Annotated in this window: 29 protein-coding genes and 1 pseudogene; 17 read left to right on the top strand and 13 right to left on the bottom strand. The window is 38.8% G+C overall.

Annotation, left to right across the window (positions count from 1 at the left end; all coding sequences use genetic code 11):
- Position 1: 1 nt before the first annotated feature.
- The 5 genes from IAG46_RS14025 to IAG46_RS14005 all read left to right on the top strand — a co-directional run bounded on the left by IAG46_RS14025 (position 2) and on the right by IAG46_RS14005 (position 4,364).
- Entirely contained in the window at positions 2 to 865 is an 864-nt protein-coding gene (locus IAG46_RS14025; RefSeq protein WP_190811018.1) for a universal stress protein, read from the top strand.
- 93 nt (positions 866 to 958) lie between these two features.
- Positions 959 to 1,804, top strand: a complete 846-nt coding sequence (locus IAG46_RS14020; RefSeq protein WP_190811017.1) for a universal stress protein — start codon at positions 959 to 961, stop codon at positions 1,802 to 1,804.
- Between the two features lie 16 nt (positions 1,805 to 1,820).
- Positions 1,821 to 2,675, top strand: coding sequence for a universal stress protein (locus IAG46_RS14015; RefSeq protein WP_190811016.1), 855 nt, complete (start codon positions 1,821 to 1,823; stop codon positions 2,673 to 2,675).
- A 12-nt stretch (positions 2,676 to 2,687) separates the two neighbouring features.
- A complete protein-coding gene (locus IAG46_RS14010; RefSeq protein WP_190811015.1) occupies positions 2,688 to 3,536 on the top strand; it encodes a universal stress protein in 849 nt (282 codons plus the stop codon).
- A gap of 24 nt (positions 3,537 to 3,560) precedes the next feature.
- The gene (locus IAG46_RS14005; RefSeq protein WP_190811014.1) at positions 3,561 to 4,364 is read left to right on the top strand and encodes a universal stress protein; all 804 of its coding nucleotides are present in this window, start codon (positions 3,561 to 3,563) and stop codon (positions 4,362 to 4,364) included.
- Positions 4,365 to 4,372: 8 nt separating this feature from the next.
- On the opposite strand, the pseudogene trxA reads toward IAG46_RS14005, so the two are convergent.
- A pseudogene (gene trxA, locus IAG46_RS14000) lies at positions 4,373 to 4,690 on the bottom strand (thioredoxin); the annotation flags it as partial.
- A 99-nt stretch (positions 4,691 to 4,789) separates the two neighbouring features.
- On the opposite strand from trxA, the gene IAG46_RS13995 reads away from it, so the two are divergent.
- The 5 genes from IAG46_RS13995 to IAG46_RS13975 are packed head-to-tail and all read left to right on the top strand — an operon-like array spanning position 4,790 to position 9,216.
- Positions 4,790 to 5,632, top strand: coding sequence for a universal stress protein (locus tag IAG46_RS13995; protein ID WP_190811012.1), 843 nt, complete (start codon positions 4,790 to 4,792; stop codon positions 5,630 to 5,632).
- A gap of 58 nt (positions 5,633 to 5,690) precedes the next feature.
- On the top strand, positions 5,691 to 6,539 hold the full coding sequence (locus IAG46_RS13990; protein ID WP_190811011.1) for a universal stress protein: 849 nt from the start codon (positions 5,691 to 5,693) through the stop codon (positions 6,537 to 6,539).
- Between the two features lie 10 nt (positions 6,540 to 6,549).
- Positions 6,550 to 6,963: a hypothetical protein gene (locus tag IAG46_RS13985; RefSeq protein ID WP_190811010.1), complete on the top strand. Its 414-nt coding sequence runs from the start codon at positions 6,550 to 6,552 to the stop codon at positions 6,961 to 6,963.
- A 33-nt stretch (positions 6,964 to 6,996) separates the two neighbouring features.
- Positions 6,997 to 7,839, top strand: a complete 843-nt coding sequence (locus IAG46_RS13980; protein ID WP_190811009.1) for an ATP cone domain-containing protein — start codon at positions 6,997 to 6,999, stop codon at positions 7,837 to 7,839.
- Between the two features lie 6 nt (positions 7,840 to 7,845).
- Positions 7,846 to 9,216, top strand: a complete 1,371-nt coding sequence (locus tag IAG46_RS13975) for an MBL fold metallo-hydrolase RNA specificity domain-containing protein (RefSeq protein WP_190811008.1) — start codon at positions 7,846 to 7,848, stop codon at positions 9,214 to 9,216.
- Between the two features lie 24 nt (positions 9,217 to 9,240).
- Here the strand turns inward: IAG46_RS13975 and upp are convergent, their stop codons facing one another.
- Positions 9,241 to 9,894: a uracil phosphoribosyltransferase gene (gene upp / locus IAG46_RS13970; protein WP_190811007.1), complete on the bottom strand. Its 654-nt coding sequence runs from the start codon at positions 9,892 to 9,894 to the stop codon at positions 9,241 to 9,243.
- 117 nt (positions 9,895 to 10,011) lie between these two features.
- Complete coding sequence (locus IAG46_RS13965; RefSeq protein ID WP_190811006.1) at positions 10,012 to 10,224, bottom strand: hypothetical protein; 213 nt, start codon at positions 10,222 to 10,224, stop codon at positions 10,012 to 10,014.
- A gap of 302 nt (positions 10,225 to 10,526) precedes the next feature.
- Between IAG46_RS13965 and IAG46_RS13960 the strand changes: the two genes are divergently transcribed.
- Together IAG46_RS13960 and IAG46_RS13955 are read left to right on the top strand one after the other, a co-directional pair.
- Positions 10,527 to 11,018: a GyrI-like domain-containing protein gene (locus IAG46_RS13960; RefSeq protein ID WP_190811005.1), complete on the top strand. Its 492-nt coding sequence runs from the start codon at positions 10,527 to 10,529 to the stop codon at positions 11,016 to 11,018.
- A gap of 4 nt (positions 11,019 to 11,022) precedes the next feature.
- Positions 11,023 to 11,295 (top strand): zinc ribbon domain-containing protein, encoded by a 273-nt coding sequence (locus tag IAG46_RS13955; protein ID WP_190811004.1) that lies wholly within the window; start codon positions 11,023 to 11,025, stop codon positions 11,293 to 11,295.
- 52 nt (positions 11,296 to 11,347) lie between these two features.
- On the opposite strand, the gene IAG46_RS13950 is transcribed toward IAG46_RS13955, so the two are convergent.
- Both IAG46_RS13950 and IAG46_RS13945 read right to left on the bottom strand, forming a co-directional pair.
- The gene (locus tag IAG46_RS13950) at positions 11,348 to 11,566 is read right to left on the bottom strand and encodes a dodecin family protein (RefSeq protein ID WP_190811003.1); all 219 of its coding nucleotides are present in this window, start codon (positions 11,564 to 11,566) and stop codon (positions 11,348 to 11,350) included.
- A gap of 32 nt (positions 11,567 to 11,598) precedes the next feature.
- Complete coding sequence (locus IAG46_RS13945; RefSeq protein WP_190811002.1) at positions 11,599 to 12,108, bottom strand: nicotinate-nucleotide adenylyltransferase; 510 nt, start codon at positions 12,106 to 12,108, stop codon at positions 11,599 to 11,601.
- Positions 12,109 to 12,377: 269 nt separating this feature from the next.
- Here IAG46_RS13945 and IAG46_RS13940 point away from each other — a divergent pair, with 269 nt between their 5' ends.
- Complete coding sequence (locus IAG46_RS13940; RefSeq protein ID WP_190811001.1) at positions 12,378 to 13,034, top strand: hypothetical protein; 657 nt, start codon at positions 12,378 to 12,380, stop codon at positions 13,032 to 13,034.
- 12 nt (positions 13,035 to 13,046) lie between these two features.
- On the opposite strand, the gene IAG46_RS13935 is transcribed toward IAG46_RS13940, so the two are convergent.
- The 7 genes from IAG46_RS13935 to IAG46_RS13905 form a co-directional block, all read right to left on the bottom strand.
- A complete protein-coding gene (locus IAG46_RS13935; RefSeq protein WP_190811000.1) occupies positions 13,047 to 13,715 on the bottom strand; it encodes an FMN-binding protein in 669 nt (222 codons plus the stop codon).
- A gap of 127 nt (positions 13,716 to 13,842) precedes the next feature.
- Positions 13,843 to 14,541: a purine-nucleoside phosphorylase gene (deoD, locus tag IAG46_RS13930; RefSeq protein WP_190810999.1), complete on the bottom strand. Its 699-nt coding sequence runs from the start codon at positions 14,539 to 14,541 to the stop codon at positions 13,843 to 13,845.
- Entirely contained in the window at positions 14,538 to 15,197 is a 660-nt protein-coding gene (gene deoC / locus IAG46_RS13925) for a deoxyribose-phosphate aldolase (protein WP_190810998.1), read from the bottom strand. Before deoC ends, deoD begins: the two co-directional genes overlap by 4 nt.
- Before the next feature lie 23 nt (positions 15,198 to 15,220).
- Positions 15,221 to 15,625 carry a TerB family tellurite resistance protein gene (locus IAG46_RS13920; RefSeq protein ID WP_190810997.1) on the bottom strand — a complete coding sequence of 135 codons (405 nt, stop codon included), beginning with the start codon at positions 15,623 to 15,625 and terminating at the stop codon, positions 15,221 to 15,223.
- 565 nt (positions 15,626 to 16,190) lie between these two features.
- Positions 16,191 to 17,270 carry a response regulator gene (locus tag IAG46_RS13915; protein ID WP_190810996.1) on the bottom strand — a complete coding sequence of 360 codons (1,080 nt, stop codon included), beginning with the start codon at positions 17,268 to 17,270 and terminating at the stop codon, positions 16,191 to 16,193.
- Positions 17,248 to 19,500 (bottom strand): GAF domain-containing sensor histidine kinase, encoded by a 2,253-nt coding sequence (locus tag IAG46_RS13910; protein ID WP_190810995.1) that lies wholly within the window; start codon positions 19,498 to 19,500, stop codon positions 17,248 to 17,250. The genes IAG46_RS13915 and IAG46_RS13910 overlap by 23 nt, the downstream gene beginning before the upstream one ends.
- Positions 19,501 to 19,838: 338 nt before the next feature.
- A complete protein-coding gene (locus IAG46_RS13905; RefSeq protein ID WP_190810994.1) occupies positions 19,839 to 20,303 on the bottom strand; it encodes an Hsp20/alpha crystallin family protein in 465 nt (154 codons plus the stop codon).
- 220 nt (positions 20,304 to 20,523) lie between these two features.
- On the opposite strand from IAG46_RS13905, the gene IAG46_RS13900 reads away from it, so the two are divergent.
- The 4 genes from IAG46_RS13900 to IAG46_RS13885 all read left to right on the top strand — a co-directional run bounded on the left by IAG46_RS13900 (position 20,524) and on the right by IAG46_RS13885 (position 23,193).
- The gene (locus IAG46_RS13900; RefSeq protein ID WP_190810993.1) at positions 20,524 to 20,949 is read left to right on the top strand and encodes a hypothetical protein; all 426 of its coding nucleotides are present in this window, start codon (positions 20,524 to 20,526) and stop codon (positions 20,947 to 20,949) included.
- A gap of 115 nt (positions 20,950 to 21,064) precedes the next feature.
- Positions 21,065 to 21,508 carry a hypothetical protein gene (locus tag IAG46_RS13895; RefSeq protein WP_190810992.1) on the top strand — a complete coding sequence of 148 codons (444 nt, stop codon included), beginning with the start codon at positions 21,065 to 21,067 and terminating at the stop codon, positions 21,506 to 21,508.
- A 16-nt stretch (positions 21,509 to 21,524) separates the two neighbouring features.
- Positions 21,525 to 22,196, top strand: a complete 672-nt coding sequence (locus tag IAG46_RS13890) for a hypothetical protein (RefSeq protein WP_190810991.1) — start codon at positions 21,525 to 21,527, stop codon at positions 22,194 to 22,196.
- Entirely contained in the window at positions 22,177 to 23,193 is a 1,017-nt protein-coding gene (locus tag IAG46_RS13885) for a 2-hydroxyacid dehydrogenase (RefSeq protein WP_190810990.1), read from the top strand. The genes IAG46_RS13890 and IAG46_RS13885 overlap by 20 nt, the downstream gene beginning before the upstream one ends.
- Here IAG46_RS13885 and cls read toward each other — a convergent pair.
- Entirely contained in the window at positions 23,177 to 24,589 is a 1,413-nt protein-coding gene (gene cls, locus IAG46_RS13880) for a cardiolipin synthase (RefSeq protein WP_190810989.1), read from the bottom strand. The two genes, IAG46_RS13885 and cls, sit on opposite strands and share 17 nt — an antisense overlap.
- Positions 24,590 to 24,893: the final 304 nt, after the last annotated feature.

Raw genomic sequence — 24,893 nt, 5'->3', positions numbered from 1 at the left:
TGTGCCAAACTATTCGATTAAAAATATACTTGTTCCTGTAGACTTTTCCGAAAATTCATGGAACGCTCTATGTTACGCCGTTGCTCTTTATAAAAAGGTAAGGTGCAATTTCTATATTCTACACGTTGCCGGCTTAAAAGACCAACCCATAGATGCGGCTAGACTGTTTCCCTTACCCGTAAATCTTAGTAATCAAACGGGAATTGATAAAAAAGAGCTTCTAGATAATTTCCACAGCAAGGCTTGCGATCAACTTGCAAATGAAAATCATGTTTTTTTCGGACAGATGGAATACGGTGGATTGATCGATGTGGTTCAAAAACAATTGTCTGAAAAACATATTGATCTAATTGTGATGGGAACTACCGGGATTGACAACCTGAAAAAAAAGGTAATGGGAAGTAATACAGGCGCTATAATCACCAGAGTTCGTTGTAATACACTTGTTGTTCCCGAAAAAGCCCAATTTATTCCTTTACAACGTATCACTTTCCCCACTGACTTCAATATCTTTTATACACCCAAAGTACTCAAGAGCTTAACAGAAATACTGGATATCAATAAAGCCAATCTGGATGTGGTTCATGTCTCAAGTGTACAAATGGATTTCACGGAAAACCAAAAAACCAACAAAGACTATCTGTTTGATTATTTGGACGAGGTTTTTCCAGAAAAATATGCATTCAATATTATCCAGAACAAAAAAATAGTACATGCCATACAGGATTTTGTTCGTGAAAACAATATTGGAATGATCAGTATGATCGCCAGAAACCTGAACTTTTTACAGCAGTTGTTTTTTGATTCCAAGGTTGAGCGTATGAGTTTCCATACTACCGTTCCCATGCTGGTAATACATGAATAAGCTAATTCACACACCTTTAAGCGGATAGTGATATTTATCATTTGGTAATTGACTTTTCACAGATACTTTTAGAATGGTATAAAGTGAAGAGCAATGAAAAAAATCCTGATACCTACCGATTTTTCAAAAAACGCAGATCAAGCCATTGATTATGCACTAAATCTTTTTAGGTGTAGTCGTTCCCATTTTTATTTTATCCATGCCTATGCCGATGAGGTTTATGAAATTGGAAAGTCCAAATCCAAGATAGACCTTGATATCATCAAGAACGAATTGGAATCAAATGCAAAATTGGCTTTGGAAAATACCCTTGCCCGCATTCAAGACCCGATTCCAAATCCCATGCACAATTATTCGATTGAAGTGGTCTTTGAATCTTTGGTTGATAGTGTCAACAATTTGGTAGATAAAGAAAATATAGATCTAGTGATTATGGGAACCAAAGGAGCTACCATGAAAAAGACAACCTCCTTTGGAAGCAATACGGTACAGGTTTTTAAATATGTGAAATGCCCGGTGCTGGCAATCCCAGAAAATTACCAATATCAAGAACCAAAACACATTCTTTTCCCAACAGATTATCAATTGCCATACAAAAGAAGAGAGCTCAAACTTTTGGATAATATAGCAGGATTCTTCAAGTCGGAGGTACATTGTGTCTATTTTACAAATTTTGACAATCTATCGCACAGACAAGAGGATAACAAACGCTTTGCAGAAGGAACACTCTCCAGATCATATCTGTTTTTTGAAAACCTGAAGGCCAAAGACGTGCTTGGGGGAATTTCGGACTATAGGGAAAAACACAAAGTTGATATGCTGGTGATGATAAATTCAAGACACTCTTTTATGGAGGACCTATTGTACCGAAGTACCGTGGACAAAATGGGCCTCAATACGGATGTGCCCTTAATGGTGATGCAAAATATTGCCAGATAGTATAAAACGAGAGACGATGAAACAGATTTTGATACCAACGGATTTTTCAAAAAACGCAAGGAACGCTGTTGCCTATGGACTCAACTTTTTAAAGAATCAGCAGTGCAACATTCATTTTTTGCATACCTATACCCCTGCATTCCATAGAATGGATTATGTTATGGGCGGACCCACATTCAGTGCCATACCCGACCCTACCGTAGAACTTTCACTTATTGGCCTTGAAAAAACCGTTAATTATGCCAAAGAAAAATTCTCCAATCACAAGCACAAATACAATATGCTTTCATCGTTCAACACATTGACTGATGAAATCAGAACGGCTTGTGAAAAATGGGATATTTCACTTGTTATTATGGGCACTCAAGGTGCCACAGGCGCGAAGGAGATTTTTTTGGGCACAAATACCGTTCATACGCTTCGAAAAGCACAGGTGCCCGTTTTGGTCATTCCTGAAAATTGTACGTACAGCAAGGTAAAGACCATTTTATTTCCTACAGATTATTTAAGCGATTACAAAATGGAAGAACTGGAATTCTTAATAGATCAGGTGAAAGTGCAAAACGCAGAGATAGTTGTGCTGCACATAAACGAAAAGGCCCATATTTCAGAGATCCAGAAAAAAAACAAGCAGTTATTGGCCGAAAAATTGAAAGATACGAAGCACAAGTTTGCATGGGATAATGAAAACCTCATGCCCGACGCGATACATCAATTCATTCAGAAAAATGACATTGACCTTTTGGTTATGATGAACAGAAAACATAACTTTTTTGAGCGTCTTTTGATCAAGCCCAACGTAGACACCATGGGCTTCCACACCACCATACCTTTTTTGGTGATACCGGATACAGCTCCCGTTACAACATAAAAACAATATGCCATGAAAAATATACTTTTACCCACGGATTTCTCTGATAATTCTTGGAATGCCATATTTTTTGCCTTAAAGCTCTTCAAGGATGTTTCCTGTCGTTTTTTTGTTTTGAACACCTATACACCCGACCAAAAAAATGTGATGGGTGCTCGAACTTATGTGCGAACGGGCATGATCATTGACGCTCTTGCCGAATCATCCCAAGGCGGGTTGAAAAAAATAGAAAATTACCTTGAGGAAAACCATAAAAATCCATTGCATGCTTTTGAATTTGTCTCTTTAAAGGGTGATGTAGACCATGTTTTGAAGGGTTACCAAAGGCAAAAAGATGCGGATTATATAATTATGGGAACGCTTGGTGCAACAGGAGCCAAAGAAGTTTTTATGGGAACCAACTCTGTCCGCGTGCTAAAATCCGTGAGGGAATGCCCCATTATATTGGTGCCCAAGGAATACAATTTTCAACAACTTGAATGTATCGTCTTCCCAACGGATTTCTCAAGGTTTTACGACAAATATGAGCTTACACCGCTTATTGAATTGGCCAAACTCACCAATGCAAAATGTAAAATCCTGTATTTGACCCAGGAATTTGACAAAAACGAAGTTCAACAACAAAACCAAAAAATTCTGCAAGATCGGTTGAGCGAATTGGATATTGAGTTTCACGATGTGGAATTCAGCTCCAAATTGGCTAAAAGCATCAATGCGTTTGCTGCGGAAGAACGAGCAGATCTAATAACCATTATTCACTATCAACATACATTTTTTGAAAAACTGACACGGGAACCGGTGGTAAAACGGGTGGCCTTCCATTCGCAAGTGCCCCTAATGATCCTACCGGATCTAATTTAGTATACAACCTTTAATAATTTGGATGTGAAACATATTCTTTTGCCCACTGATTTTTCTGAAAACGCCCTAAAAGCGTCAGAATATGCCATTGCTCTCTTCAAAAAAGAAGTCTGCACCTTTTATGTGCTTCATGCCGACCCAAATGCCACTTCCACTGGTCGAGGAGGATCATTGAACAAAGAACTCGACAAAACCGTTGCTCACCTAAATAACAAATCTACAGGTTCGGAGCACCTCTTTGAAACCAAACTTCTATTGAAAAATCTATTTGCGGGCATAGAGCGCTTCATTATTGAAAAGGATATTGATTTTATTGTGATGGGAACCAAAGGCTCCTCGGCTTTAAAAGAGCTTTTTATGGGGAGTACCGCATTAAAAATGCTGGAAAGTATCCGTATTTGCTCCATTTTAATGGTTCCTGAGAGCTATCAACGTAGTCCTATTGAAAGATTTATGATCGCCACCAACTTTGACCATTATTATGAAAGAGTGGAATTAAATCCGGTAATCCGTTTGGCGAAAAATTCTGGAGCAGAAATTCAGGTTGTCCATGTAATTGACGGTGCCCCTTTGACCGAATATCAAGAAAAATTAAAGGCGTTGCTGAAAAAGAAAATGAAGGGTATTAACTTCAGTTTTGAAGAAGTTTCCCTTACTGAGTCTTTAGCAAAGACCATCTCCGTGCTAATTGCAGAGCGAAATGTGCAGCTTTTGGCCATGATCTATCATCGCTATGGCTTTTTTAAAGAACTGTTTGCAACCGGAGTGATCAAAAAGTTGGCTTTCAATTCTTCAATACCTTTTCTGGTTGTGCCGGAAGTGGAATAGCAAAACTTTCAGTGGGAATTTATAATCCCTATAAGTTCTTTTTTTTGGATTACTCCAGATTGCCTCCACACTTGTTCTCCATCTTTGAAAAGTAGCATTGTGGGAACACCCCTAACCCTGTATTTTCCCGCAATTTTTGGGTTTTTGTCCACATCAATCTTTACAATCCGTATTTGATCACCGAGATCCTCCTTTACCTCCGCCAGAATAGGTGCCAACATTTTACATGGTCCACACCAATCCGCATAAAAATCTACTAAAACTTGGGAACTTGATTTAATGAGTTTCGTAAAACTAGTTTTCATTTGATTTTTTTTTGATAGTCGAAAATTAGAAAAACTATTGCTATTGCAAACTGATCAAAATCATGGGCTTGAAAGCACCCTGATAGTAACTTTGATTCACATCCATTAATACATGATGCCATGAAAAAAGTGTTATTACCAACCGATTTTTCGAAAAATGCATATAACGCTATCCGATATGCCCAAGAACTCTATAAAGATGAGTCGTGCTTGTTCTATCTATTGCACGTCTACTCCCCGCCCATATATTATGTAGAACATGCATCCTTCAGTTCTGAGCAGATTGGACTCGACGACTTCTACCATTCCAATGCCATGGAACAGCTTGAGGAGATAAAGCAAAAACTGGAAAAATCGTTTAAAAATCCACTGCATCAATTTCGAGTAAAAGCGGTTTTTAATACGTTAATGGAAGAAGTGCAGGAAATGGTGGAAAATGAAGGAATAAGCATAATCATAATGGGCACCAAAGGTGCTACCGGCGCTAAAGAATTACTGTTTGGCAGCAATGCGGTACATGTAATCAAAAAAGCCAAGTGTCCCGTAATAGCCATTCCGGATGGATTTGAGTACGAAACACCAAAGGAAATTCTTTTCCCCACTGATTATGAAATTTCCTTTAAAACAAAGGCGCTCAGAGAATTGTTGTATCTGGCCAATGAGCATATTTCTCGAATCGATGTACTTCATATTTCCACAGGAAGGGACTTAACGGATGTTCAAATTGCCAACAAAGAGCAGCTAGAAAATTTGTTGAAACCTTATGCTAATGTTTTCCATGAAATGCCCAATAACGAGGTTATCAACGGAATCAATGCGTTTCAACTTAAGAACAAGGTAAACCTATTGGCCATGGTCATGAACAAGCATACGTTTCTTGAACGATTGTTCTTAAAACCTGTTATCAAAAAAATAGGCCTGCATCTTCATATTCCCTTTATGGTTATTCCCTGCAAAGACTGACCATCGTCATTGTAAACGTGCTTACATGAAGTTAGTTTTAGGGCAATAAAACAAGGTCATGGATAAACGAATATTATTTCCCACAGACTTCTCGCAGAATTCGTTCAATGCCATTCGATATGGCATGAATCTTTACGAAGACCAGTACTGCGACTTCTATTTTTTGAACGCGTTCCACGTAAATATGTACACTTTAGACAATATGATGGTCCCAGAGCCAGGGGACAGTACTTATGAGGCGGCCAAAAAACAATCGAAGGAAGGCTTTGTAAAGCTAAAAGCTATCCTGAAACTACAGGAAGATAATCCAAAACATACCTACCATACCATTTCCTCATTCAACTATCTTTTGGAGGCGGTGAAGGATACCATTGCCAAAAAAGATATTGATTTGGTAATGATGGGCACAAAAGGGAATACAGGTTCTGAAGCCAAGGTCTTTGGCACCAACACCGTAAATATTATGGAAAAAATTGTGAAGTGCCCTGTAATGGCAATTCCTGAGCAGTTTGATTATATGCCTCCAAAGCAAATTGTATTTCCAACCGATTACAAGGCCAATTTTAAGCGACGGGAACTTAAATACCTATTGGAAATTGCAAAACTCCACAACGCCCAAATTCATGTGGTACATGTGGAGCGGGAATCCAAACTCAGCAAAAAACAGGAGAACAATAAAGAGCTTTTGGAAGACATCTTACTTGGTGTCGATTTTGAAAACCACTCCCTTCCAAAGGGCAAGGTCCAAGAAGCTATTTTCTCTTTTATTGAAAACCGGAAATGTGATATGGTCGCTTTTGTGAACAAAAAGCACTGGTTCTTTGGAAGCATTTTGGCCAATCCACTTATAAAAGAGCTTGGCTATGACGCAACCATTCCCATTTTAGAACTTAATGACAATCCTTAAAACAAAACTTATGAAGAATATTGGCATTTGGATGGATAAAGAGAAAGCAAAAATCGTCACCCTCAATGACGACAAGGAACAAATGGAGACAGTATACTCCGAAATCGAGTTTTTCAATCCTAAAGGAGGCTCACGTTCCAAGACCAGATGGGGGCCACAAGATGTGGTACAGGACAGTAAGTACCTGGAGCGTGAAAAGCACCAAATGAGAAATTATTTTAAAAAATTGATTCTTTTTTTGAAAGATGCAAACGGTGTTGCACTTTATGGTCCAGCAGAAATTTTTGAAAAATTCAGTTCCGAATTGAAAGAAAATCATCCAGAAATTTCAAAAAAAGTAAAAATTGTAGCTAACAAAGATAGCATGACGGACAATCAAGTGAAGGCCTTGGTCCGCGACTTTTTCAAGGTGGATGAAATATAGTACTTGAATAAATTAACGCTTCAATAAAGTTCTATGGCCCAAAAAGCATTCGACATCATCAAATCTTCTGGGGAAACGGTCAAGTTTTCAGTAGACAAACTGCAGAATTCATTAAAGGCCAGTGGTGCGCATGATACTTTGGTGAAGAAAATTGTAGGTCAGGTCATGGACGAGCTTTATGTAGGCATCTCAACCAAAGAAATCTACAATCGCGCCTTTTCCATGTTGAAGAAGCAAAAATCGGTCTATGCATCAAAATATAAGTTAAAAAAGGCAATCTATGAGCTTGGCCCTACCGGTTTTCCATTTGAACGGTTTGTCAGTGGAATTTTAAACTATTCAGGTTACAGCACAAAAGTCGGCACTGTTGTCCAAGGTGTGTGCGTTCCCCACGAAATTGATATAATGGCGACCAAAAATGGTGTTTTGAATGTTATTGAATGTAAATTCCATGGAGAGGAAGGTCGCAAATGCAATGTAAAGATTCCGCTCTATATTCATTCCCGGTTCAACGACGTCGCCAGACATATGGAATCCAGCAAAAATGAAGGAGCCCAATCACCCTTGGGATGGGTGGTGACCAATACCCGTTTTACCGCCGATGCCCTGGCCTATGGAAAATGCGCAGAACTATATCTTTTAAGTTGGGATTATCCCCATGGCGATGGGCTAAAAAATAGAATCGACAGGCTTGGCCTGTATCCCATTACCGTGTCCACATTACTTTCCAATCGAGAAAAACAATTTCTGTTGAGCAGGGATATTGTACTCTGCAGACAATTGTTGGGGGACATGTTCTACTTGGATCATTTGGGAATTTCCAATGGCAGAAAAGAGCGAATTTTGAAGGAGATGGACCTATTGTGTCAGCTTTAATGCTTTATGAAAAAAGTTAAAATCCATTTTTTGGGAGGGGCAGGAACCGTTACCGGCTCCAAATTCTACCTGGAAACACCTGATTTGAACTTGCTGGTGGATTGTGGAGTGTTCCAAGGTGTAAAAGTGTTACGGGAACAGAATTGGCTTCCCCTGCCCATTGATGTATCCAAAATTGATATGGTATTGTTGACCCACGGGCATTTAGACCATACCGGATATCTTCCCAAACTGGTCAAAGAAGGTTTTAAAGGTACTATTCTTGGCACCTCACCCACCTTGGACATTACAGAGATTATATTGAAAGATAGTGCTAAAATCCACGAAGAAGAAGCCGAAAAAGCCAATAAGGAAGGATATAGTAAACATAAACCCGCGTTGCCTTTTTATACTTTGGAGGATGTAAAAAAGACCCTTCATCTTTTGAACAGTGCGGAAAGTGAAAAATGGATAACCTTAGCTTCCAATTGCAAAGTTCGGTTTAGATACAACGGTCACATTATTGGATCCACTTTTATTGAGCTGGATTTATACGAAAAACGTTTTGTATTCTCAGGAGATGTAGGAAGAGCTGAAGATGATCTTCTGGATACACCCCTGCGGCCCGATTGGGCAGATTATCTGTTTGTAGAAAGTACTTACGGAAATAAAAACCATCCACAGGAGGATTTAGAGGATATTCTTATCGATTTGATCTCAAGGACTATACATGAAAGAGGTGCTTTGATCATCCCATCATTTGCAGTTGAACGGCTACAATCACTAATGTATTTGCTTTGGAAACTCTACAAAAAGAATAAGATCCCCAACATTCCCATATTTGTTGACAGTCCCATGGGAAGTAATGTATTGGATGTGTTCGAACGCTTTCCTACCTGGCACAAACTTTCAATACAGGAATACCACAACATGTGCAACCATGTGTCCATTGTGAGTTCATATAGGGAAACCTGGGAGACCATAGATGACCCAAGGCCCAAAATTGTTATAGCCGGAAGCGGCATGGTCACAGGTGGAAGGGTGCTCACCTATTTAAAACAGCTAATTGATTCGCCGTCAACTACCATTCTGCTTGTGGGTTATATGGCCGAGGGAACTAGGGGAAGACAGCTGTTGGAGGGCACACATGAACTGAAACTCTTTGGTAAATATCGTCCCGTAAAAGCCAAAATTTACCATTTGGAAAGTCTCTCTGCGCATGCGGACCAACAAGAGCTGCTACATTGGATCAAAAGCATCAAAAATATTCCTGAAAAGGTTTTTCTTATACATGGAGAAACAACGGCCTTGGATACGTTTAAGGTGAAAATTGAAGACGAAACAGGATGGCGCTGCCATATTCCCAAATTACATGAGGTGGTCGAAATCTTATTATGATTTTAAACTTACGAAACCCGATACTTACAACTTTACACCATAAGATAAATCACCCGCATCTCCCAATCCGGGAATGATGTACCCTTTGCTGGTCAATTCGTCATCCACGGCCGCAATCCATAATTGTGTTTCCTTCGGAAACACTTCTTCCACATGTGCAACCCCTGCCCTGGAACCAATAACGGAGATAATATGTATTTTTTTTGGGGTTCCATGTTTTTTCATGGCATTTATCACATTTTCAAGGGTTTTGCCTGTTGCCAACATGGGGTCTGTAAGCACCAAGGTTTTTCCTTCAAGGGATGGTGCTGCCAAGTATTTCACAATAACCTCAAAGTCATCTCCGCCATTAGGATGATGTCTATAGGCGGAAATAAATGCGTTCTCCGCACCATCAAAATAACTTAAAAGGCCATGGTGCAAAGGCAATCCCGCCCTGAGCACAGAACACAAAACAAGTTCATCGGTGGGCAAGGCTGTTTGCTTGGTTCCGAAGGGAGTAGTGACTACCGTACTTTCATAATCTAGGTTTTTGCTCAATTCATAGGCTAAAATCTCCCCTATTCGTTCAATATTTCGTCTAAAACGCATGGCATCCTTTTGTATATTGACATCACGTATTTCAGAAATGAACTTTTTTAACAGTGAGTTTTGTTGGTCAAATTGGTGAATTATCATCTAATCGGGTTTTCTCCTAAAAAAATGGAATTACAATGAAGCTAACGATTTTTGTCCAAATAACATCAGTTCCCTTGGATGACTTCAATCTCGCACCCGCCTCAGAAAATATCCCAATTACCTAAACTGATGCTCCTCTACATAATGTTCCAACAACGCTCTTAATCCCATGAGGTAGTTTTCCATAGTTGCCCTGTCAATTTCAGGCTTGTCCTCCGCTGGAATGGTCATGGGCTGTTCTTCCAGAAACTTGTACAATTCTGGATATTCTGTTTCAATCTGATTGGTCAAGAGAACAATTTCGCTTAAAATTTCCTTCATCTCTTTCATCGCTATATTTTTTGAGAGCCATTGTATCCAATATCTAAATCACTTGCGGTATGTCTATCAAGTATTTCTCTTCCTTTCTGTGGCCCTTGGTTTAAAGGTTTTTCATCTTTTTTTGAATGGTATATCTAATTTAATCGATGGACTCGTGTAAGGAAATGATTCTCATCAATCCGAAAATTTCCCGATGTGGCTGATCCAAGTCATTTGAATCGATTAGTATTCACTTTTACTTTGACACTTGATATATGGTGATAGAAACACCCGATAAATTTGAAATGAATAACACATAAAAAGATGACATCATGGAAGCAACAACAGCATTAAAGGTTGAAATAAAAGAGTTCCCCGAACGTACATTGGCCTATATTTCACATACTGGGCCATACAAAGGGGATGCCGAACTTTTTGGAAAACTTTTCACAAAAGCTTTGGACTGGATTCAAACGGAAGGATTGGCAAACAATCCAAAAATGGAAACCATAACGGTATACCATGACTCTGAAACTGTTCCAATAGATCAACAACGCATAAGCGTAGGTTATACAATCAATGAAGATCGAGAGCCAAACGAAGAAATCAAAATGTTGACTTTACCCAAGGGCAAATATTTAGTGGGTTCCTTTGAGATTCTACCAACGGAATATGAAACCGCCTGGTTTGAAATATTTGATTATTTAAAAACCGAAAAATTAACTCTTTCGGATGGTCCCATGTATGAATCATACAAAAACGATCCAACACAACATCCCGAAGGCAAGCACATCGTTGATATATGTTTGGCATTGAAAAACTAAAAGCATGAAGACGTATAAAAATTGTCAAAGTTGTGGCATACCCATTAAAAAGGACCCGGAAAAGGGAGGTACTAACGCAGATGGCTCCAAAAGCAAAATGTATTGCAGCTATTGTTATGAAAATGGGGCTTTTACCCAACCGGATTTCACGGTAGAGCAAATGAAACAGTTTTGCACACAAAAAATCATGGAGGAGGGCATACCCAGTTTTTTTGCTTCAATGATGGTTTCTAGACTTCCAAAACTACTTCGTTGGAAAAAGCAAGCCACGGTATAATTCAAAAAAAAATGGGCGTCTCTGAATAAATAGAAAATGCCCATTTTTTATATTAAACAGTTGCGGTATCTTCCAAAATACCAAAACATACTTTGGCATTTACCCTGTACTCCGCAATTTGATTGTTATCCACTGTAACCTGCATATCCTTAATATAAACAGATTTGATGTCTCTTACCGTCTGTGACGCCTCGGTGATAATGTTCTGCACCGCGTCTTCAAAACTCTTGGTCGAGTTTCCCAAAATTTCTATCACTTTTAAAACAGCCATAATTTTGTCTTTATAGTTCGTTTAATATTTTCTTATAGAAAATTTCCACCAGCATCCACTTTGGTGCGGATGACCTTATCGCCATTCACCAGTTTAAGCTTGTATTTTTTGCTTATCCCTTTTTTGTCGTGATAGCGCACTAAGTATACATCTTTGGTAATGGTCCATCCTGGGAATCGTTTTAGCACTGCCTTTTTAACCGTATTGGGCAAATTGATGTCCTTGAACTTTTCCGCGGTACGGATAATTCGGCCCTCTTTGTCATAAGCGGCAAGTATCTTTCCCTCTGGTATGAAGAAATTGATCTTGTAGAGGTCGTAATCATCTTGATAAAAATCAGAATCCTTTACATTGAACGCAGCTACCTTTCTTCGAAGCATTTCAACCGGAATTGACGCTTCCTCCTCAGTATCAACATTGTTCAAATACTTGTAATTGGTTGCATAGACTATCACCTCAGATAGCTCCTCTGTTTTAATGATTTGGGAATACGCTTGAATGGTCAGTCCAAAAGCCAATAGACCTAACAGTATTTTTTTCATGACATTTCTTATTTAAGTGTTACTAATTCTTTTTAAGAACATTCGTTGTTCATCTGTTAAATTTATAGGGGAATGGCTCCAAGGACAATGATCTGGGTCAGTCCAACTTGTTGCCCACGCTTGATTTTCAAATGCTTACCATATTACAGGGTTGGCAATTCATCCATAAGGTTCTTCATAGATCCATATGGCTTTACTGACCTTCGTCATACCAAATTACACCTTGCTTCCCTACATTTTAGAGTAAACAAATTGTAAAAGTGAGTGGTATGAAGTTGATCTTGCGAAATCAAAGCATACCTATCCTCCTACCTTTGGTGGGAATGGGTCTGTTCATCCTTCTATATGTTGTTGCCGCCATGCACTATCCAGGTGGTTCATGGGCTAATCCTGCGCAAATCGGCTTCAGCTATTGGAACAACTACCTTTGCGATCTATTGGATACCTATACAATTTTAGGCGTGCTCAATCCTGCCCGAATTTATGCCAGAGTGGCTCTTTTAATACTTTGCACCAGCCTTATGCTGCTTTGGTACAACCTTCCAAAACTTTTCTACCATAACAACAGCAACACTAACATCATGCGGTCATTAGGGATTATTTCCTTGGGTGTAACCTTGCTCTTGGGCTCAGAAAGCCATGACATTATTATTCGAATTGCTGGAGTTTTTGGTGTAGTTGCCTTGATTTTACTTTTTGTAAACTTCTTCAGGGCAAAGTATCATGCTCTCTTTGGATTGGGCATCTATTGCTTGCTCATCTTTTTTCTGAATTATTATATTTATGAGACAGGTGTTTTGATTCATCTGCTTCCCATCATCCAAAAAATAACTTTTTTGAGTTTTATCTTGTGGTTTGCGTTTTTAAATATTTCCTTATATAAAGTTTCAAAACCTGAAACACGTCAAGAAAACGAGTCCACCTGAACCTATTGCCTTTTATTTTGATTCAAAATAGGCCCTATATCTTTTTAGCTCATCGTTGACCATATCAATAGTGAGCTTGCTTGTTGTTGTAGCGCCAGAAACTCCATCTATGATGTTCTCCCCTTTCACTATATTCTTTCCATTTTGTTTTAACCCGAAGGTATTTTTCTCAAAATTAATAGTCGCACCCACAAACTGATTTTCAAAAAGAGTACCTGCTATTGCTGCACCATATCCTTCAGACTCGGCTATGTGCTCAAATTCAGCCTTTCGGATTTGCAGTGAATTCTTGTTGATCAAAAATGTCCCTCTGATGTTTCCTCCGTAACCTTTGCTCACGGTTGTTATAACGGCATCTTCAAAATTGTTGATTTCAAAAATGGGATAAACATCACCTTTTCCAGATTTAAATCGAGTTTTGTAGATCTTAATGGCTTTCTCCATCTCTATAGTATCAACCATTCCGTTCTGGTCTATGGTCTTAAAACGGATTTGTGAATTGATATCGACAGTATCTGATAAGGTGATTCCGGCAAATTCCGAGATTTTCACCATCTCGGAAGGCAGTTTTTTAGGTTTTTCAACTTCAATGATCGTGGGTTGCTTCACCACCTTTTCGGTCTTCCCTTTGCAAGCAAATAGCATTGAAACGAATACTACGAGTATGAATCTTGTTCTCATGATCTTTTGTTTTTAAATTCTGCGTTGCTTTTTACCGATAAAGATCTATCGACTCAAAACACAGTATCAAAGATGCATGCTATTCAAATGTTGTGAAATGATTATAATCATGCCAAAACAAAAGCGCTCAAGCTAGGGAAAGGGCAATTTTCATCATATCTTTAAAAGAGGTTTCCCGCTCCTCTGCGGTCAACTGTTCTCCGGTAACCAAAGAATCGGAAATTGTTAATATTGCCAAGGCATTTACATTGTGCTTGGCGGCTAGGGTATAGAGTCCCGCTGCTTCCATTTCCACACAAAGTACCCCATATTTGGCCCATAATTTATAGGATTCAGGGTCATCTTCGTAAAATTCGTCCGATGAAAGCACATTGCCCGCGTGGATCGGGATACCCTTTTCGCGCGCGAATTGGACCGCTTTTACAAAAAGCTCAAAATTCGCCGTGGGTGCATAATCCGAGTTTACGAAGCGGGTATTGTTAATGCCCGATGTTGTTGAAGCCGCCATAGCAAGGACCACATCCTTGAGTTTTATATGTTCTTGATAAGATCCCGCAGAACCTACTCTGATAACGTTTTTTACACCGTAGTTAGTGATCAATTCATGATAATAGATCAAGGCCGAAGGTATTCCCATACCACTTCCTTGTACAGAAACTCTTTTGCCTTGATAGAGGCCCGTATAACCCAACATACCGCGTACGTTGTTGTAGCAATGTGGTTTTTCAAGAAAGGTCTCTGCTATCCATTTGGCGCGTAATGGATCTCCGGGCAGTAAAACGGTATCCGCTATTTCACCTTTTTTAGCTTCAATATGCAAACTCATAAACTTTTTTTTCCAGATTCTCCCATTAGCTTGGGGCCGGAGGATGTTCCAATCCGTGCAACACCCATCTCAATATACTTTAGGGCCGTTTCACGATCGCGAATACCTCCCGAGGCTTTTATCAAAGCTTTATCTCCAACAGCTTCCTTCATTAGTTCTACATGCTTAAAAGTAGCTCCACCACTTCCAAACCCTGTGGAAGTCTTTACAAAATCAGCGCCGGCCGAAACCGCCAGATTACATGCTTTTTTAATCTCCTGGTCTGACAAAAAACAGTTCTCCAATATTACTTTGAGCGTTTTATTCCTTATTTCCTGTTTTATTTGGAATATTTCATCGCGAACTTGTTGTTCCAATCCCGATTTTAGCCATCCAATATTAATGACCATATCTATCTCATCCGCTCCATTTTCCACACAGTCACGAGCTTCTAAAAGTTTGGCTTTCGCAGACATTCCGCCTAGGGGAAAACCCACCACGGCCGCCAATTTTACCAATGAACCCTTTAATTCGTTCTTAGCCACAGGAACGTGACAGCCTTGTACGCAAACCGCCTTAAATTGATATTGTATGGCTTCTTCACAAAGTTGCTTAATGTCGGTAACTGTCGCGGAAGGTTTTAATAAGGTATGATCTATATAATCTTGTAAATGCATGTGATTTTTTATGGTGATGTTGATCAATTACCCAAAAGATCTTTCAACTGTTGTAAAAATTCTATTTCAGACTTGTTCTTGCCCGCAAACGAGGAAGCAATGGAATCTGCTGTCTCTATAATTAGCTTTCTGACCTTAGGACCAAATTTTTTGGGCTGATCTTTGTAAAACTCTGCAAAGTCCGAAAAATATTCGTTTCCCTCCTTTTCTTCATTTTGTAACCAATCAAAAACAATTTCTATTTGAAAAGCGGAATCTGTGCCAAACTCATCTTCCATCCCATCTATATCCAACCAATGCTGACGTACATACTTGCGCAACCTTCTAACTTCTGATGGTCTTACTATTCCATCTGTCATGGCCATGGCGTAATACAATTTACCCAAATTTTGGTAAAATTCGTTGCCTATTTTTTCTGAATTCAACATAACCAAAGTATTAATGTGTCAACAAAAATAACCTACCCCACGGTCATTTTTAATGATATGTATCAGATATCGCCATTGAGGCCTATTGTTTACTTATAAAATATTTGTGGTGGAATGACCTAGATCATTCCGTGCTATGAAGTATGGACATATCTTAGCGCCATAATTATACGTTCTCAAGCATAAAGTATTGGTAAGGACCATGGAGTTAGCAATAATTTCAGGGTTTAGTGGGCAAAACAAAAATTGTATCACCCATTTAGTTTTCCGCCTGTTCTGCAGGCCACTGAAAATTAAAAATAAGTAGTGATAAGATGGATGCAACGCCTGCACTGAGACCGGAGCACTTCGGTATTCCGGTCTCTTTTAAGGAAACAATGAAAATGGTCGTTGTTGTCGCAAGGCGGCAATTACCAGATTGGATAGATTGATTCTTTCGATATGACAGCTATTTGATTATTGAGTTTTAGTGATAAAATTTTGTAAACGTTTGGTTTTTGTATTGATGAGAGATTTGATTTATTCATAGAGAACAGGGAGCTTAGGCTCCCTGTTTTTGTTTGTGTCAATTGCCAAATTCGGCAATGCGCTTCAATCTATTTTTGTTCAATAAGACCAGTTTTCTTTTTTTACCGACACCCACCAATCCTTGCTCCCTAAAATCGGTTATTGCCCTAATAGTTGTCTCCTTAGCGGTACCAATCATTCCGGCCAAATCTTCACGGAGTATTTCAACTCCTGGCCTTGTTTTTTCCTTATCTGCTATGAAACCTTTTTCATGAAGTTCCAGCAAGGCCCTTGCCGTGCGTTGCTTAACAGTGGAATAGGCAACATCCACCAATTGTTCCTGTAAATGAATCATATTGTTGGAAATGATATCCAAAAACTTATTGGAAACCTCTCGATCTTTGTACACCAGTTTGGTGAAATCTTCCTTTGGAATGCTCATCACTTTTGCATGCTCCAAGGCAATCGCCGTATCCAGATAGGTGCCATCACTGTTCAAAAGCGAAAGTTGACCTATAAAATCACCCTGACCGTACATTCCGGTCACCATCTCCTTTCCACTTTCGGTGACCCTAAAAATCTTTACGTTACCTTCTTGGATAAAATAAAGATGGTGTGCAGCATCACCTTCTTGATAAATTTCTTCCCGATTTTTAAATTCCTGATGCTTTCTGTCTTTGGACAACAACTCTATTCCCAAATAGGTCGAAGCTTCCTTAAAAAAGTGGTTTACACCAATGGCAGTTTTAGAGAACTTTTGCTGAAGAAAATCTGATTTTCTCAGTCGTGTTTGTATAGCATCGAGCAACTCTTGTGCTTCAAAAGGTTTAAAAAGGTAGTCATCGGCTCCAAGACTCATTCCTTTTCTCATATCACCCTTTTCATCTTTGGCGGTCAAAAATATGAAGGGAATGGCTGCGGTTTGTTCATCATGTGACAAGGCCGTTAGAACATCGTACCCATCCATTTCGGGCATCATAATGTCACTAATTATTATATCGGGAAGCCATTCTTTTGCACGTTGGATCCCAATTTTTCCATTTTCGGCAGCTGTAACCACGTAATTTGCCAACTCCAAAATTTCAATGGTGTTCTCACGAACATCTTGATGATCTTCAATTACTAGTACTTTTTTCATTTTCTTGGGTGTTTTTAGGAAAAGTCACTGTAAATGTGCTTCCTTTATTTTTCATGCTTTCAAAATTTAAGGTTCCCTTCATGAGTTCAACATATTGTTTTACAATATGAAGTCCTAAACCGGTTCCTGCGATATTCAAACTGTTTTTTGCCCTAAAAAAACGTTGAAAAAGATGTTGTTGTTCGTTGAGCGGTATACCTATACCCTCATCCGTTACTTCTATGGATACCTGTTGGCCATTCTCTTGGATTTTCAAGAGAATCTTTTGACCCTCTTCGGAATATTTAATGGCATTACCAAGAAGGTTTAAAAGAATATGTCGCATGAGTTTACTATCCAAGTGCACGGGTACCTTGGCAGTGTCATGCTCAAATGCAATAATTTGCCCTTCTTTCTTGCTGAGTACCATTTGGTCCAGCATTGATTTTGAAAAATCAACTAGATTGAACCACTCAGGTCGGGCTATGGTCTTTCCTTCCTCCAATTTACTTAACGAAAGGAAATCGTTCAATACCGTTACCAAATGTTGGACATTGGACTTTATCCTGTTTAAATGTTTCAACCTCCTATCTTCCATTCCTGGTTGATTTTGCTTTTCAATGAGGGTGGATGAAGAAAGTATTACACTCAAAGGCGTCCTAAATTCATGTGAAGCGGTACTTATAAACCGTGATTTGAGATCACTCAATTCCTTTTCCCTATCCAAGTTTTGGAGCATTTTTCCTTCAATTTGTTTTCGGTCGGTGATATTCAGCAAAACAAAAAGCGCATGGGTTATGTTTCCATTATAGATTGAAAGTGGGGTTGTATTAATGGCATATGGAATTCTACGATATTCTGTTTCAAAACTTAAATGCTCCCCATTTAAGGTACGCTGCACATGATTGATAAAAAGTTCCTTTCGCTGTGATGAAAATCCTTCTAACTCGTCAATTTTAATTTTTTGGGAAATGCTTACCTGCTGTTGTACATCCTTCAACTCTGTGCCTTCCATAAATTGGATTTGCATTTGGTCATCGACCAGCAAAATGGCCCCTTTTGGAAATTTTTTAATGATCGCCATCAAAATGGCCTCGTTGGTCTCTGCCCTTAGCTCGGCAGCTTTTGCTTCGTTGGTCTGTCCGACAAGTTCAATATTGGTCACTTCTAGGTCCAAAACTGCCTTGTTAAGGTCTTTAGTCCGTTTTTTCACCTTCTTTTCCAAACCTTTTGAGTAAGATGAAAGCTCTACAAGGTTAGCTTCCAGCTGTTCTCTCATTCTCATTTGCTCAATGGCCAAGCTGAACAAGTTTGTCATCTCCCAAATTAATTCTTCATCTGTTTTGGCTGGAGATTTGGAGTTTTGGTGAAAAACGGTCAACACTCCTAAAATCCCATCATTAACATCCAATATAGGATAAGACCAACAAGATTTCAGTTCACTCTCTTTGACAACATCGATATATTTTTGCCATGTGAGTTCTTCTTCAATATTTTGTTGAATCACTCTTTTCTTACTATAGGCGGCAGTGGCACAACAACAGAAATCAGGTTTTATGGGAACACTTTTCAAAATGGTGGTGATCAATCCCTTGGAAAGTCTTGGCGCATTGATTTCTGATAAAATTCTTTTTTTCCGGTCAGCTATCATTATCGCCACAATCGCTCCTGGTATTTGTTGTTCAAGAGTTTGCTGTATTGCTTGTACAATTTGGGTTAATGCGCTTTTTTTAACTACCATTTCCAGGATATCGCTTTTCGCCTTTCTTAAAAGTTCTAGTTTCTTTTTCTGGGTGATATCATTTTGAAAACCTATGAAATGGGTAAGCTCCCCTTTTTTGTTCTTTATAGGGGTTATAGTCAACTCGTTCCAAAACATGGAACCGTTTTTTTTATAGTTGCGAAGTGTTACATTACAAGATTTCCCTGCTACAAGAGATCTTCGAATGGTCTCTATTTCTTTTTGGTGCCTATCGTCGCTTTGCAGAAAATTGCAATTTCTGCCCAAGACTTCCTTCAACTTATAGCCGGTGATTCTTTCAAAAGCCTTGTTTGCATATATAATGGGAAAACTATCCAAATTTGCATCTGCGATTACAATACCATTGTCCACCGCATCCAGCACACCGTTCTCTGCTTCCAACATATTTTCGGTGTTCATTTGAATAATGGCCTTTTTTAGTTTCTCTTTCGCGATGTCTTTCAGTGGAGTTTTATGGACATTTCGCTTCTTGAAATCAAGCTCGCTCATTACAAAAGTTTTAGATACAACGGCTTACTCACTCGTCCTTGACCGTTCAGTCTTGGCAGATGTAATCCCCTGCTTTTGGATATATATTCGATTCACCTGAAACTTTGAAGGGTGGCAAAGTTTCATTTATTATCTATGAGGTTAGACCGGTTTGGTGTTGAAATCTCCCAAATATATATGGTTGTGCGGTATTTGCATATGACATTAATCATATCCTCTTTAATACACCATTGTACAACTGCATACCATAACCAATTTAAACCGAATAAAAACCCCTGTCACAAAAGCAGGGGTATTGTTGCTTTGTAGTAACAGGGGTCTCTTTAAATAATGGTCAGCTACGAAACCTCGATCACCTTTGGTTTCTGTTTTTTTGCCTCTTCTTTTTTAGTCAATTGAAAGCTAAGGATACCATCGTCGTATTTTGCTTTTACCTCTTCCTGTTTTACACTTTCAGGAAGCTGTAGTGAACGTTCAAAAGAATCATAGCTAAATTCCCTTCGGGTATAGGTTTCATCTTTTTCTTCTTCAGAGGTTGATTTTTCCGCTGAAATATTGAGACACCCGTTGTCAATTGTTACATTGAAATCCTTTTTGCCGAACCCAGGGGCCGCCAATTCAATTTCAAAATTTTCATCTGTTTCTTTAATGTTCATTGCAGGATCAATGGTTTTTCCGTTCCAAAAACGGCCACGCAATAAGTCGCTATCCCACATGCGATTGTCAAAGAAATCATCCATATCAAAAAAATCCGATGATATAAGATCTCTAAAAGGTCTTCTCTTAAATTTTACTAATGACATAATACTGATTTTTAAGGTTATACGATTCATTTTACTAGGTCAAAATTAAGCGCGTAACCCCCACTCCGAAATGATCTAGGTCAACCCCTAAACAACAGGCTTCAATAAAAAACAATCTGGGATGTTGATCTCGAAACAATTTTAAGCTGGGCAAATGACATTGATGCACATCATTTTATGCAGTTGGACAATACTTTAAATTGTGACAAAGCACATAGCAATGAAAAATTCTTTGATAAAAACAGACCAAGAAAAAAAAATGGAAAAACTGCACTGGGAATCCTTAAAATGGAAATCCCAATTCCTGTTGATGGATGATGAGTTACTTTTTATAAATCGACTGCTGAACTCTTATGTTTTTGAGCCAAAAACTCCAAATCTATTTGAGCGGCTAATGGATTACAAATCAAGAATAAAAAAAACTGAGGATAACATAGATAAAATCAAATCATGCTTGATCATACACGAAAGTGAGCTTGGTGGGGTTATGGAATGCTTGGGCAAATCGTGCGAAAAAGCCTATCAAATGGAACATGAAGTTATTGAAGCAGAAGTTATGTCGTGCATTGAGGATTTTCAAAACCTAAAACTGGAAATCTTCAATTACGCTGGTGGCATTTTAAGAAAAAACAAGCCAAACAACTGATTTTTGTCATTCTTCATCCGAGCTTATTGGACTACATTAGATTGAAGTCAGATTATATGTCGAAATACTGTTTTAAGAATACCCTGAAAAAGAACTAAAGTTAATCTTAAACGAAATGAAAAAAATAAACAAAAGATATAGTTATGCTGAATGGCTGAGTGCAGACGAGATGCACAGAGCCTCTTTGGATTGGTTGTCCGAATTGCACTTTTGTGCCGATGAACAAATGTTTTTGAACGGCTTGGTTAAATCATACACCCTTCAACTTACGGATAAGAGTATTTTCGGAGAAAGCAAAAAGTTGGTAAACAATCTTTTAGATCACGAAAAACAGCTTGTAAAATTGGTTGCCCAGGTACAAGCACATGAAAGATTATTGCAAATAATGATAGATGATGTTGATCAAATAAAAATGGAGAAGGCCTATATGGAAACTCACAATGATCTAACCAATGATGCCCATCAATATCTTGTGGACTATAGAAATCTTAAGAAAAAATTGTTCGCTTTATTGTCCAAGATCATGAAATCACAAAAGCAAAAAAGATTGCTCAATTAACACTAAATGGAACATCATGAGAAATTTACTTTCACTCGGACTGATCATTTTGCTATTAAGCAGCTGTGCTTCCACACAGTTGGTGAGCAATTGGAAAAACCCGGACTATGTTATCTTCGACGCGAGCAAAGTACTTATTGTGGGTATGACCCAAAATGAAGATGCCAGAATCGATTTTGAGACCAAACTTAGACGTGAGTTTAGAAAAAGGGATGTTGAGGCCATGCGCAGTGTCGACCTTTTTGATGTTTCCTTTACCAATTCGGCCAAATCCGAAGAAGAACTCGATGATGTGGAACAGCAATTATTGGACAAAGATTTTGATGCAATTCTTTTCACCAAAGTTATAGGCTCTGAGGATTTTACAAAGTTTCGAAAGCGTATGTCGGAAATAGATGGTCTCTACGGAAAATTCAGGGATGATTACCTAGAATATCAGCCCATATATTACGAAACCGATTATTACGATAAATACACCGTATACCACGCAGAAACTTCTTTATACTGTATTTGTGTTGATAAGGAAAGAGAACTTATTTGGAGAGGTGCAATCGATATTACCGACCCCATTAATATTGAAAAGACCGTGGAGGAGTATATTAAACTGATTGTTTTTGCGCTCGAAGAGCAGGATATAATTTTCAGAAAGGAAACTAAGGACGAAGACCATGAAAGTATTGGTTTATAGTGCAAAAGATTTTGAAATTCCATTTTTGGAACGTGCCAACAATGGTCGACATGAAGTGACATACCTCAAAGAAGCATTGAACTTGGATACGGCTTTTAAATCTGTTGGCTATAAGGCTATTTCCATTTTTTCTGGGGACGATGCTTCATCCATTGTTCTGGAAACCCTAAAAGGTCTGGAGGTGAAATTTATCTCTTTGCGCTCCACAGGGTATAATAATGTTCAACTAAAGACCGCTCAAAAATATAAGTTGAAAGTGGCCAATGTCCCCGATTATTCTCCTTACGCCATTGCCGAACATGCCGTTACCCTGCTTTTGGCGCTCAATCGGAAAATCGTCAATGCCAACAATCAAGTACATGCCTATAACTTTCTGCAGAGCAATCTAATGGGTTTCGACCTCAAAGGAAAGACGGTGGGAATTATTGGCACAGGAAACATAGGCACGGTGATGTGCAAGATCATACATGGTTTTGGTTGTGATATTTTGGCATACGACGTTGAGCAAAACCCCAATTTGATAGATCAGTATGCCATAAAATATACTGATTTGGAAACACTATGTTCCCATTCTGATATTATCAGTTTACATGTTCCTTTGACCAACCTAACTTATGACCTTATTAATAAAAAGACCCTGGCTTTGATGAAACCAAATACGGTACTGATCAACACGGCCCGAGGTGCAATTGTCCATACCGATGCATTGATAGAAGCATTGGAAAACAATCAAATCGCTGCCTATGGAACCGATGTTTACGAAAGAGAAAAAGGGGTATTCTTTAAAGATAATTCGCAGAGTGGCATCACAGATGAAAGGTTGAAAAAATTGATTTCTTTGTCAAATGTCCTCCTTACGCCGCACCAAGCGTTTATGACCACCGAAGCCATACAGAATATTGCGCAAACCACATTTGAAAATATTGACTCATGGGCCAGTGGAGAAAAGTGTGCTAATGAATTGTTGCCTGAAGAAAGTGTTACAGAATGGGACTGAAAATCCTGGCCGTACCTTCCTTGAGCCTTGTAGCCCAAGACCTTTGGTTGTGTTCAAAAAAGATGAGTTCTTTGCTTCTAGAGCAATCTTGTAGAAAATCTGTTTTTAATTGTTTTGAAAAACTCTCGTCATAAATCAACGCATTAACCTCAAAATTGTGCTCAAAACTGCGCACATCGATATTGGCGGTACCAATGGAAGCAATAGCATCATCACTCACCAAGACCTTGCTATGCAAGAAACCATCGGGAAAAAGAAATAAACGGATTCCCGCTTTTAACAAGGGCTCAAAATAAGAACGAACGGTCCAGCCCACCAAATTACTATCTGAATGTTCCGAGACCAATATTCGAACGTCAACCCCACTTAAGGATGCTGTCTGTAATGCCAACAATATTTCGTTACCGGGAATGATATACGGATTTGTGATATACAAGTAATCCTTGGCGTCATTAATCATTTCAAAATATACCTGTTGAATGTTGGGGAAATCATCTTCGGGACCACTGGAAACTATCTGAACAACCTTGTCCCCACTACTTTTGGACGCTCCATTTTCAACATAACTCCCAATTTGTAACTGTTGCTCAGCCACCAAATACCAATCAGCAATGAAAACTTCCTCCAACTGTTTTACAGCAGGGCCGATAAGCTGCAAGTGCATATCGTGCCAAGTGCCAAGGTTTGGATCACCCCTAAGGTACTTATCTGAAATATTAATACCTCCGGTAAACCCTTGGATTCCATCAACAATAATGATTTTTCTATGGTTTCGGTAGTTGAGGGAAGAAAGAAAATAATCGAACCGAAAGGGAAGAAAAGGATAAACTTCCACTCCGATGGATTTTAATGCATTTACATATTTTTTACTCAAGGTGTAACTTCCGATGCTGTCATAGATCATTCGTACTTTGACACCTTCATTTATTTTTGACCGAAATAGGTTCAAAAGTCGATCCGCCAATTCGCCATCCTCAAAAATGTAGTACTGCAGATAGATATAGCTGGAAGCACCTTCCAATGCCTTAAAAATAGATTCGAAAGTGGTTTTACCATCTTTCAGCAAAACAGCAGAGTTTTGGAATGTTGGCGGGAATCTGCAATTTTTATTTATCAAGCTCATCACCCTACCATGCCTGTCATTTTCTTTTAGCATTTCAGTTGGGAGCTGTGTTTTCACCCTACTAAAAGCAGCTTGTTTTTTCCTAAGTATCTTGTTTTTCCTTCTATTTCTCCCCAACAATAGATAGAGGATTATCCCTCCAACGGGTATTGTAAAGATGGCCAAAAGCCAAGCCAAGGTCTTTGAAGGCCTAGCGCCATTGACCAAAATACCGATAACCATGGTAAGTGCCACCATTATGTATAAAATCACCAAAACAACTGTGAGTGTCATTTTTGAATCGATTTTTCTCAGCCAACCCTCAATATAGGAAGTAAGGTGCTTTTTTATTATGATAAGGGTCATTATTTGACTTCAAAAAAATATGCTGTCCTTGAGATCTGTAGCAGGCTTGGCCCAAGGTTTTATCAGGAAGAATTTCAATAAAAAAAGCCCTCATATATTTGAGAGCTTTTTGTGCGGGCGGAGAGACTCGAACTCTCACACCTCGCGGCACTAGATCCTAAGTTCGCTTTATCTTTGTTCAAAGAAAGCCAAAACCATTGATAATTAATTAGTTACATTTTTATTGATTTCA

Origin of the sequence: Flagellimonas sp. S3867, assembly GCF_014698935.1 — a bacterium.
GTDB lineage: Bacteria > Bacteroidota > Bacteroidia > Flavobacteriales > Flavobacteriaceae > Flagellimonas.
This window is presented reverse-complemented; position numbering and strand designations above follow the sequence as displayed.

Excerpts from the sequence above, each read along its gene's own strand:
- IAG46_RS14020 (WP_190811017.1), top strand. The coding sequence starts at position 959 with ATGAAAAAAATCCTGATACCTACCGATTTTTCAAAAAACGCAGATCAA.
- IAG46_RS13895 (WP_190810992.1), top strand. The coding sequence starts at position 21,065 with ATGAAAAAAATAAACAAAAGATATAGTTATGCTGAATGGCTGAGTGCA.
- deoD (WP_190810999.1), bottom strand. The coding sequence starts at position 14,541 with ATGAGTTTGCATATTGAAGCTAAAAAAGGTGAAATAGCGGATACCGTT.
- IAG46_RS13945 (WP_190811002.1), bottom strand. The coding sequence starts at position 12,108 with ATGAAAAAAATACTGTTAGGTCTATTGGCTTTTGGACTGACCATTCAA.
- IAG46_RS13900 (WP_190810993.1), top strand. The coding sequence starts at position 20,524 with ATGAAAAATTCTTTGATAAAAACAGACCAAGAAAAAAAAATGGAAAAA.
- IAG46_RS13920 (WP_190810997.1), bottom strand. The coding sequence starts at position 15,625 with ATGTTGAATTCAGAAAAAATAGGCAACGAATTTTACCAAAATTTGGGT.
- IAG46_RS13955 (WP_190811004.1), top strand. The coding sequence starts at position 11,023 with ATGAAGACGTATAAAAATTGTCAAAGTTGTGGCATACCCATTAAAAAG.
- IAG46_RS13935 (WP_190811000.1), bottom strand. The coding sequence starts at position 13,715 with ATGAGAACAAGATTCATACTCGTAGTATTCGTTTCAATGCTATTTGCT.
- upp (WP_190811007.1), bottom strand. The coding sequence starts at position 9,894 with ATGATAATTCACCAATTTGACCAACAAAACTCACTGTTAAAAAAGTTC.
- IAG46_RS13995 (WP_190811012.1), top strand. The coding sequence starts at position 4,790 with ATGAAAAAAGTGTTATTACCAACCGATTTTTCGAAAAATGCATATAAC.
- IAG46_RS13985 (WP_190811010.1), top strand. The coding sequence starts at position 6,550 with ATGAAGAATATTGGCATTTGGATGGATAAAGAGAAAGCAAAAATCGTC.
- IAG46_RS13915 (WP_190810996.1), bottom strand. The coding sequence starts at position 17,270 with ATGAAAAAAGTACTAGTAATTGAAGATCATCAAGATGTTCGTGAGAAC.
- IAG46_RS13975 (WP_190811008.1), top strand. The coding sequence starts at position 7,846 with ATGAAAAAAGTTAAAATCCATTTTTTGGGAGGGGCAGGAACCGTTACC.
- IAG46_RS14015 (WP_190811016.1), top strand. The coding sequence starts at position 1,821 with ATGAAACAGATTTTGATACCAACGGATTTTTCAAAAAACGCAAGGAAC.
- IAG46_RS13910 (WP_190810995.1), bottom strand. The coding sequence starts at position 19,500 with ATGAGCGAGCTTGATTTCAAGAAGCGAAATGTCCATAAAACTCCACTG.
- IAG46_RS13885 (WP_190810990.1), top strand. The coding sequence starts at position 22,177 with ATGAAAGTATTGGTTTATAGTGCAAAAGATTTTGAAATTCCATTTTTG.
- IAG46_RS13965 (WP_190811006.1), bottom strand. The coding sequence starts at position 10,224 with ATGAAAGAGATGAAGGAAATTTTAAGCGAAATTGTTCTCTTGACCAAT.
- IAG46_RS13890 (WP_190810991.1), top strand. The coding sequence starts at position 21,525 with ATGAGAAATTTACTTTCACTCGGACTGATCATTTTGCTATTAAGCAGC.
- IAG46_RS14010 (WP_190811015.1), top strand. The coding sequence starts at position 2,688 with ATGAAAAATATACTTTTACCCACGGATTTCTCTGATAATTCTTGGAAT.
- IAG46_RS13950 (WP_190811003.1), bottom strand. The coding sequence starts at position 11,566 with ATGGCTGTTTTAAAAGTGATAGAAATTTTGGGAAACTCGACCAAGAGT.
- IAG46_RS13990 (WP_190811011.1), top strand. The coding sequence starts at position 5,691 with ATGGATAAACGAATATTATTTCCCACAGACTTCTCGCAGAATTCGTTC.
- IAG46_RS13960 (WP_190811005.1), top strand. The coding sequence starts at position 10,527 with ATGGAAGCAACAACAGCATTAAAGGTTGAAATAAAAGAGTTCCCCGAA.
- IAG46_RS13905 (WP_190810994.1), bottom strand. The coding sequence starts at position 20,303 with ATGTCATTAGTAAAATTTAAGAGAAGACCTTTTAGAGATCTTATATCA.
- IAG46_RS13980 (WP_190811009.1), top strand. The coding sequence starts at position 6,997 with ATGGCCCAAAAAGCATTCGACATCATCAAATCTTCTGGGGAAACGGTC.
- IAG46_RS13940 (WP_190811001.1), top strand. The coding sequence starts at position 12,378 with ATGAAGTTGATCTTGCGAAATCAAAGCATACCTATCCTCCTACCTTTG.
- cls (WP_190810989.1), bottom strand. The coding sequence starts at position 24,589 with ATGACACTCACAGTTGTTTTGGTGATTTTATACATAATGGTGGCACTT.
- deoC (WP_190810998.1), bottom strand. The coding sequence starts at position 15,197 with ATGCATTTACAAGATTATATAGATCATACCTTATTAAAACCTTCCGCG.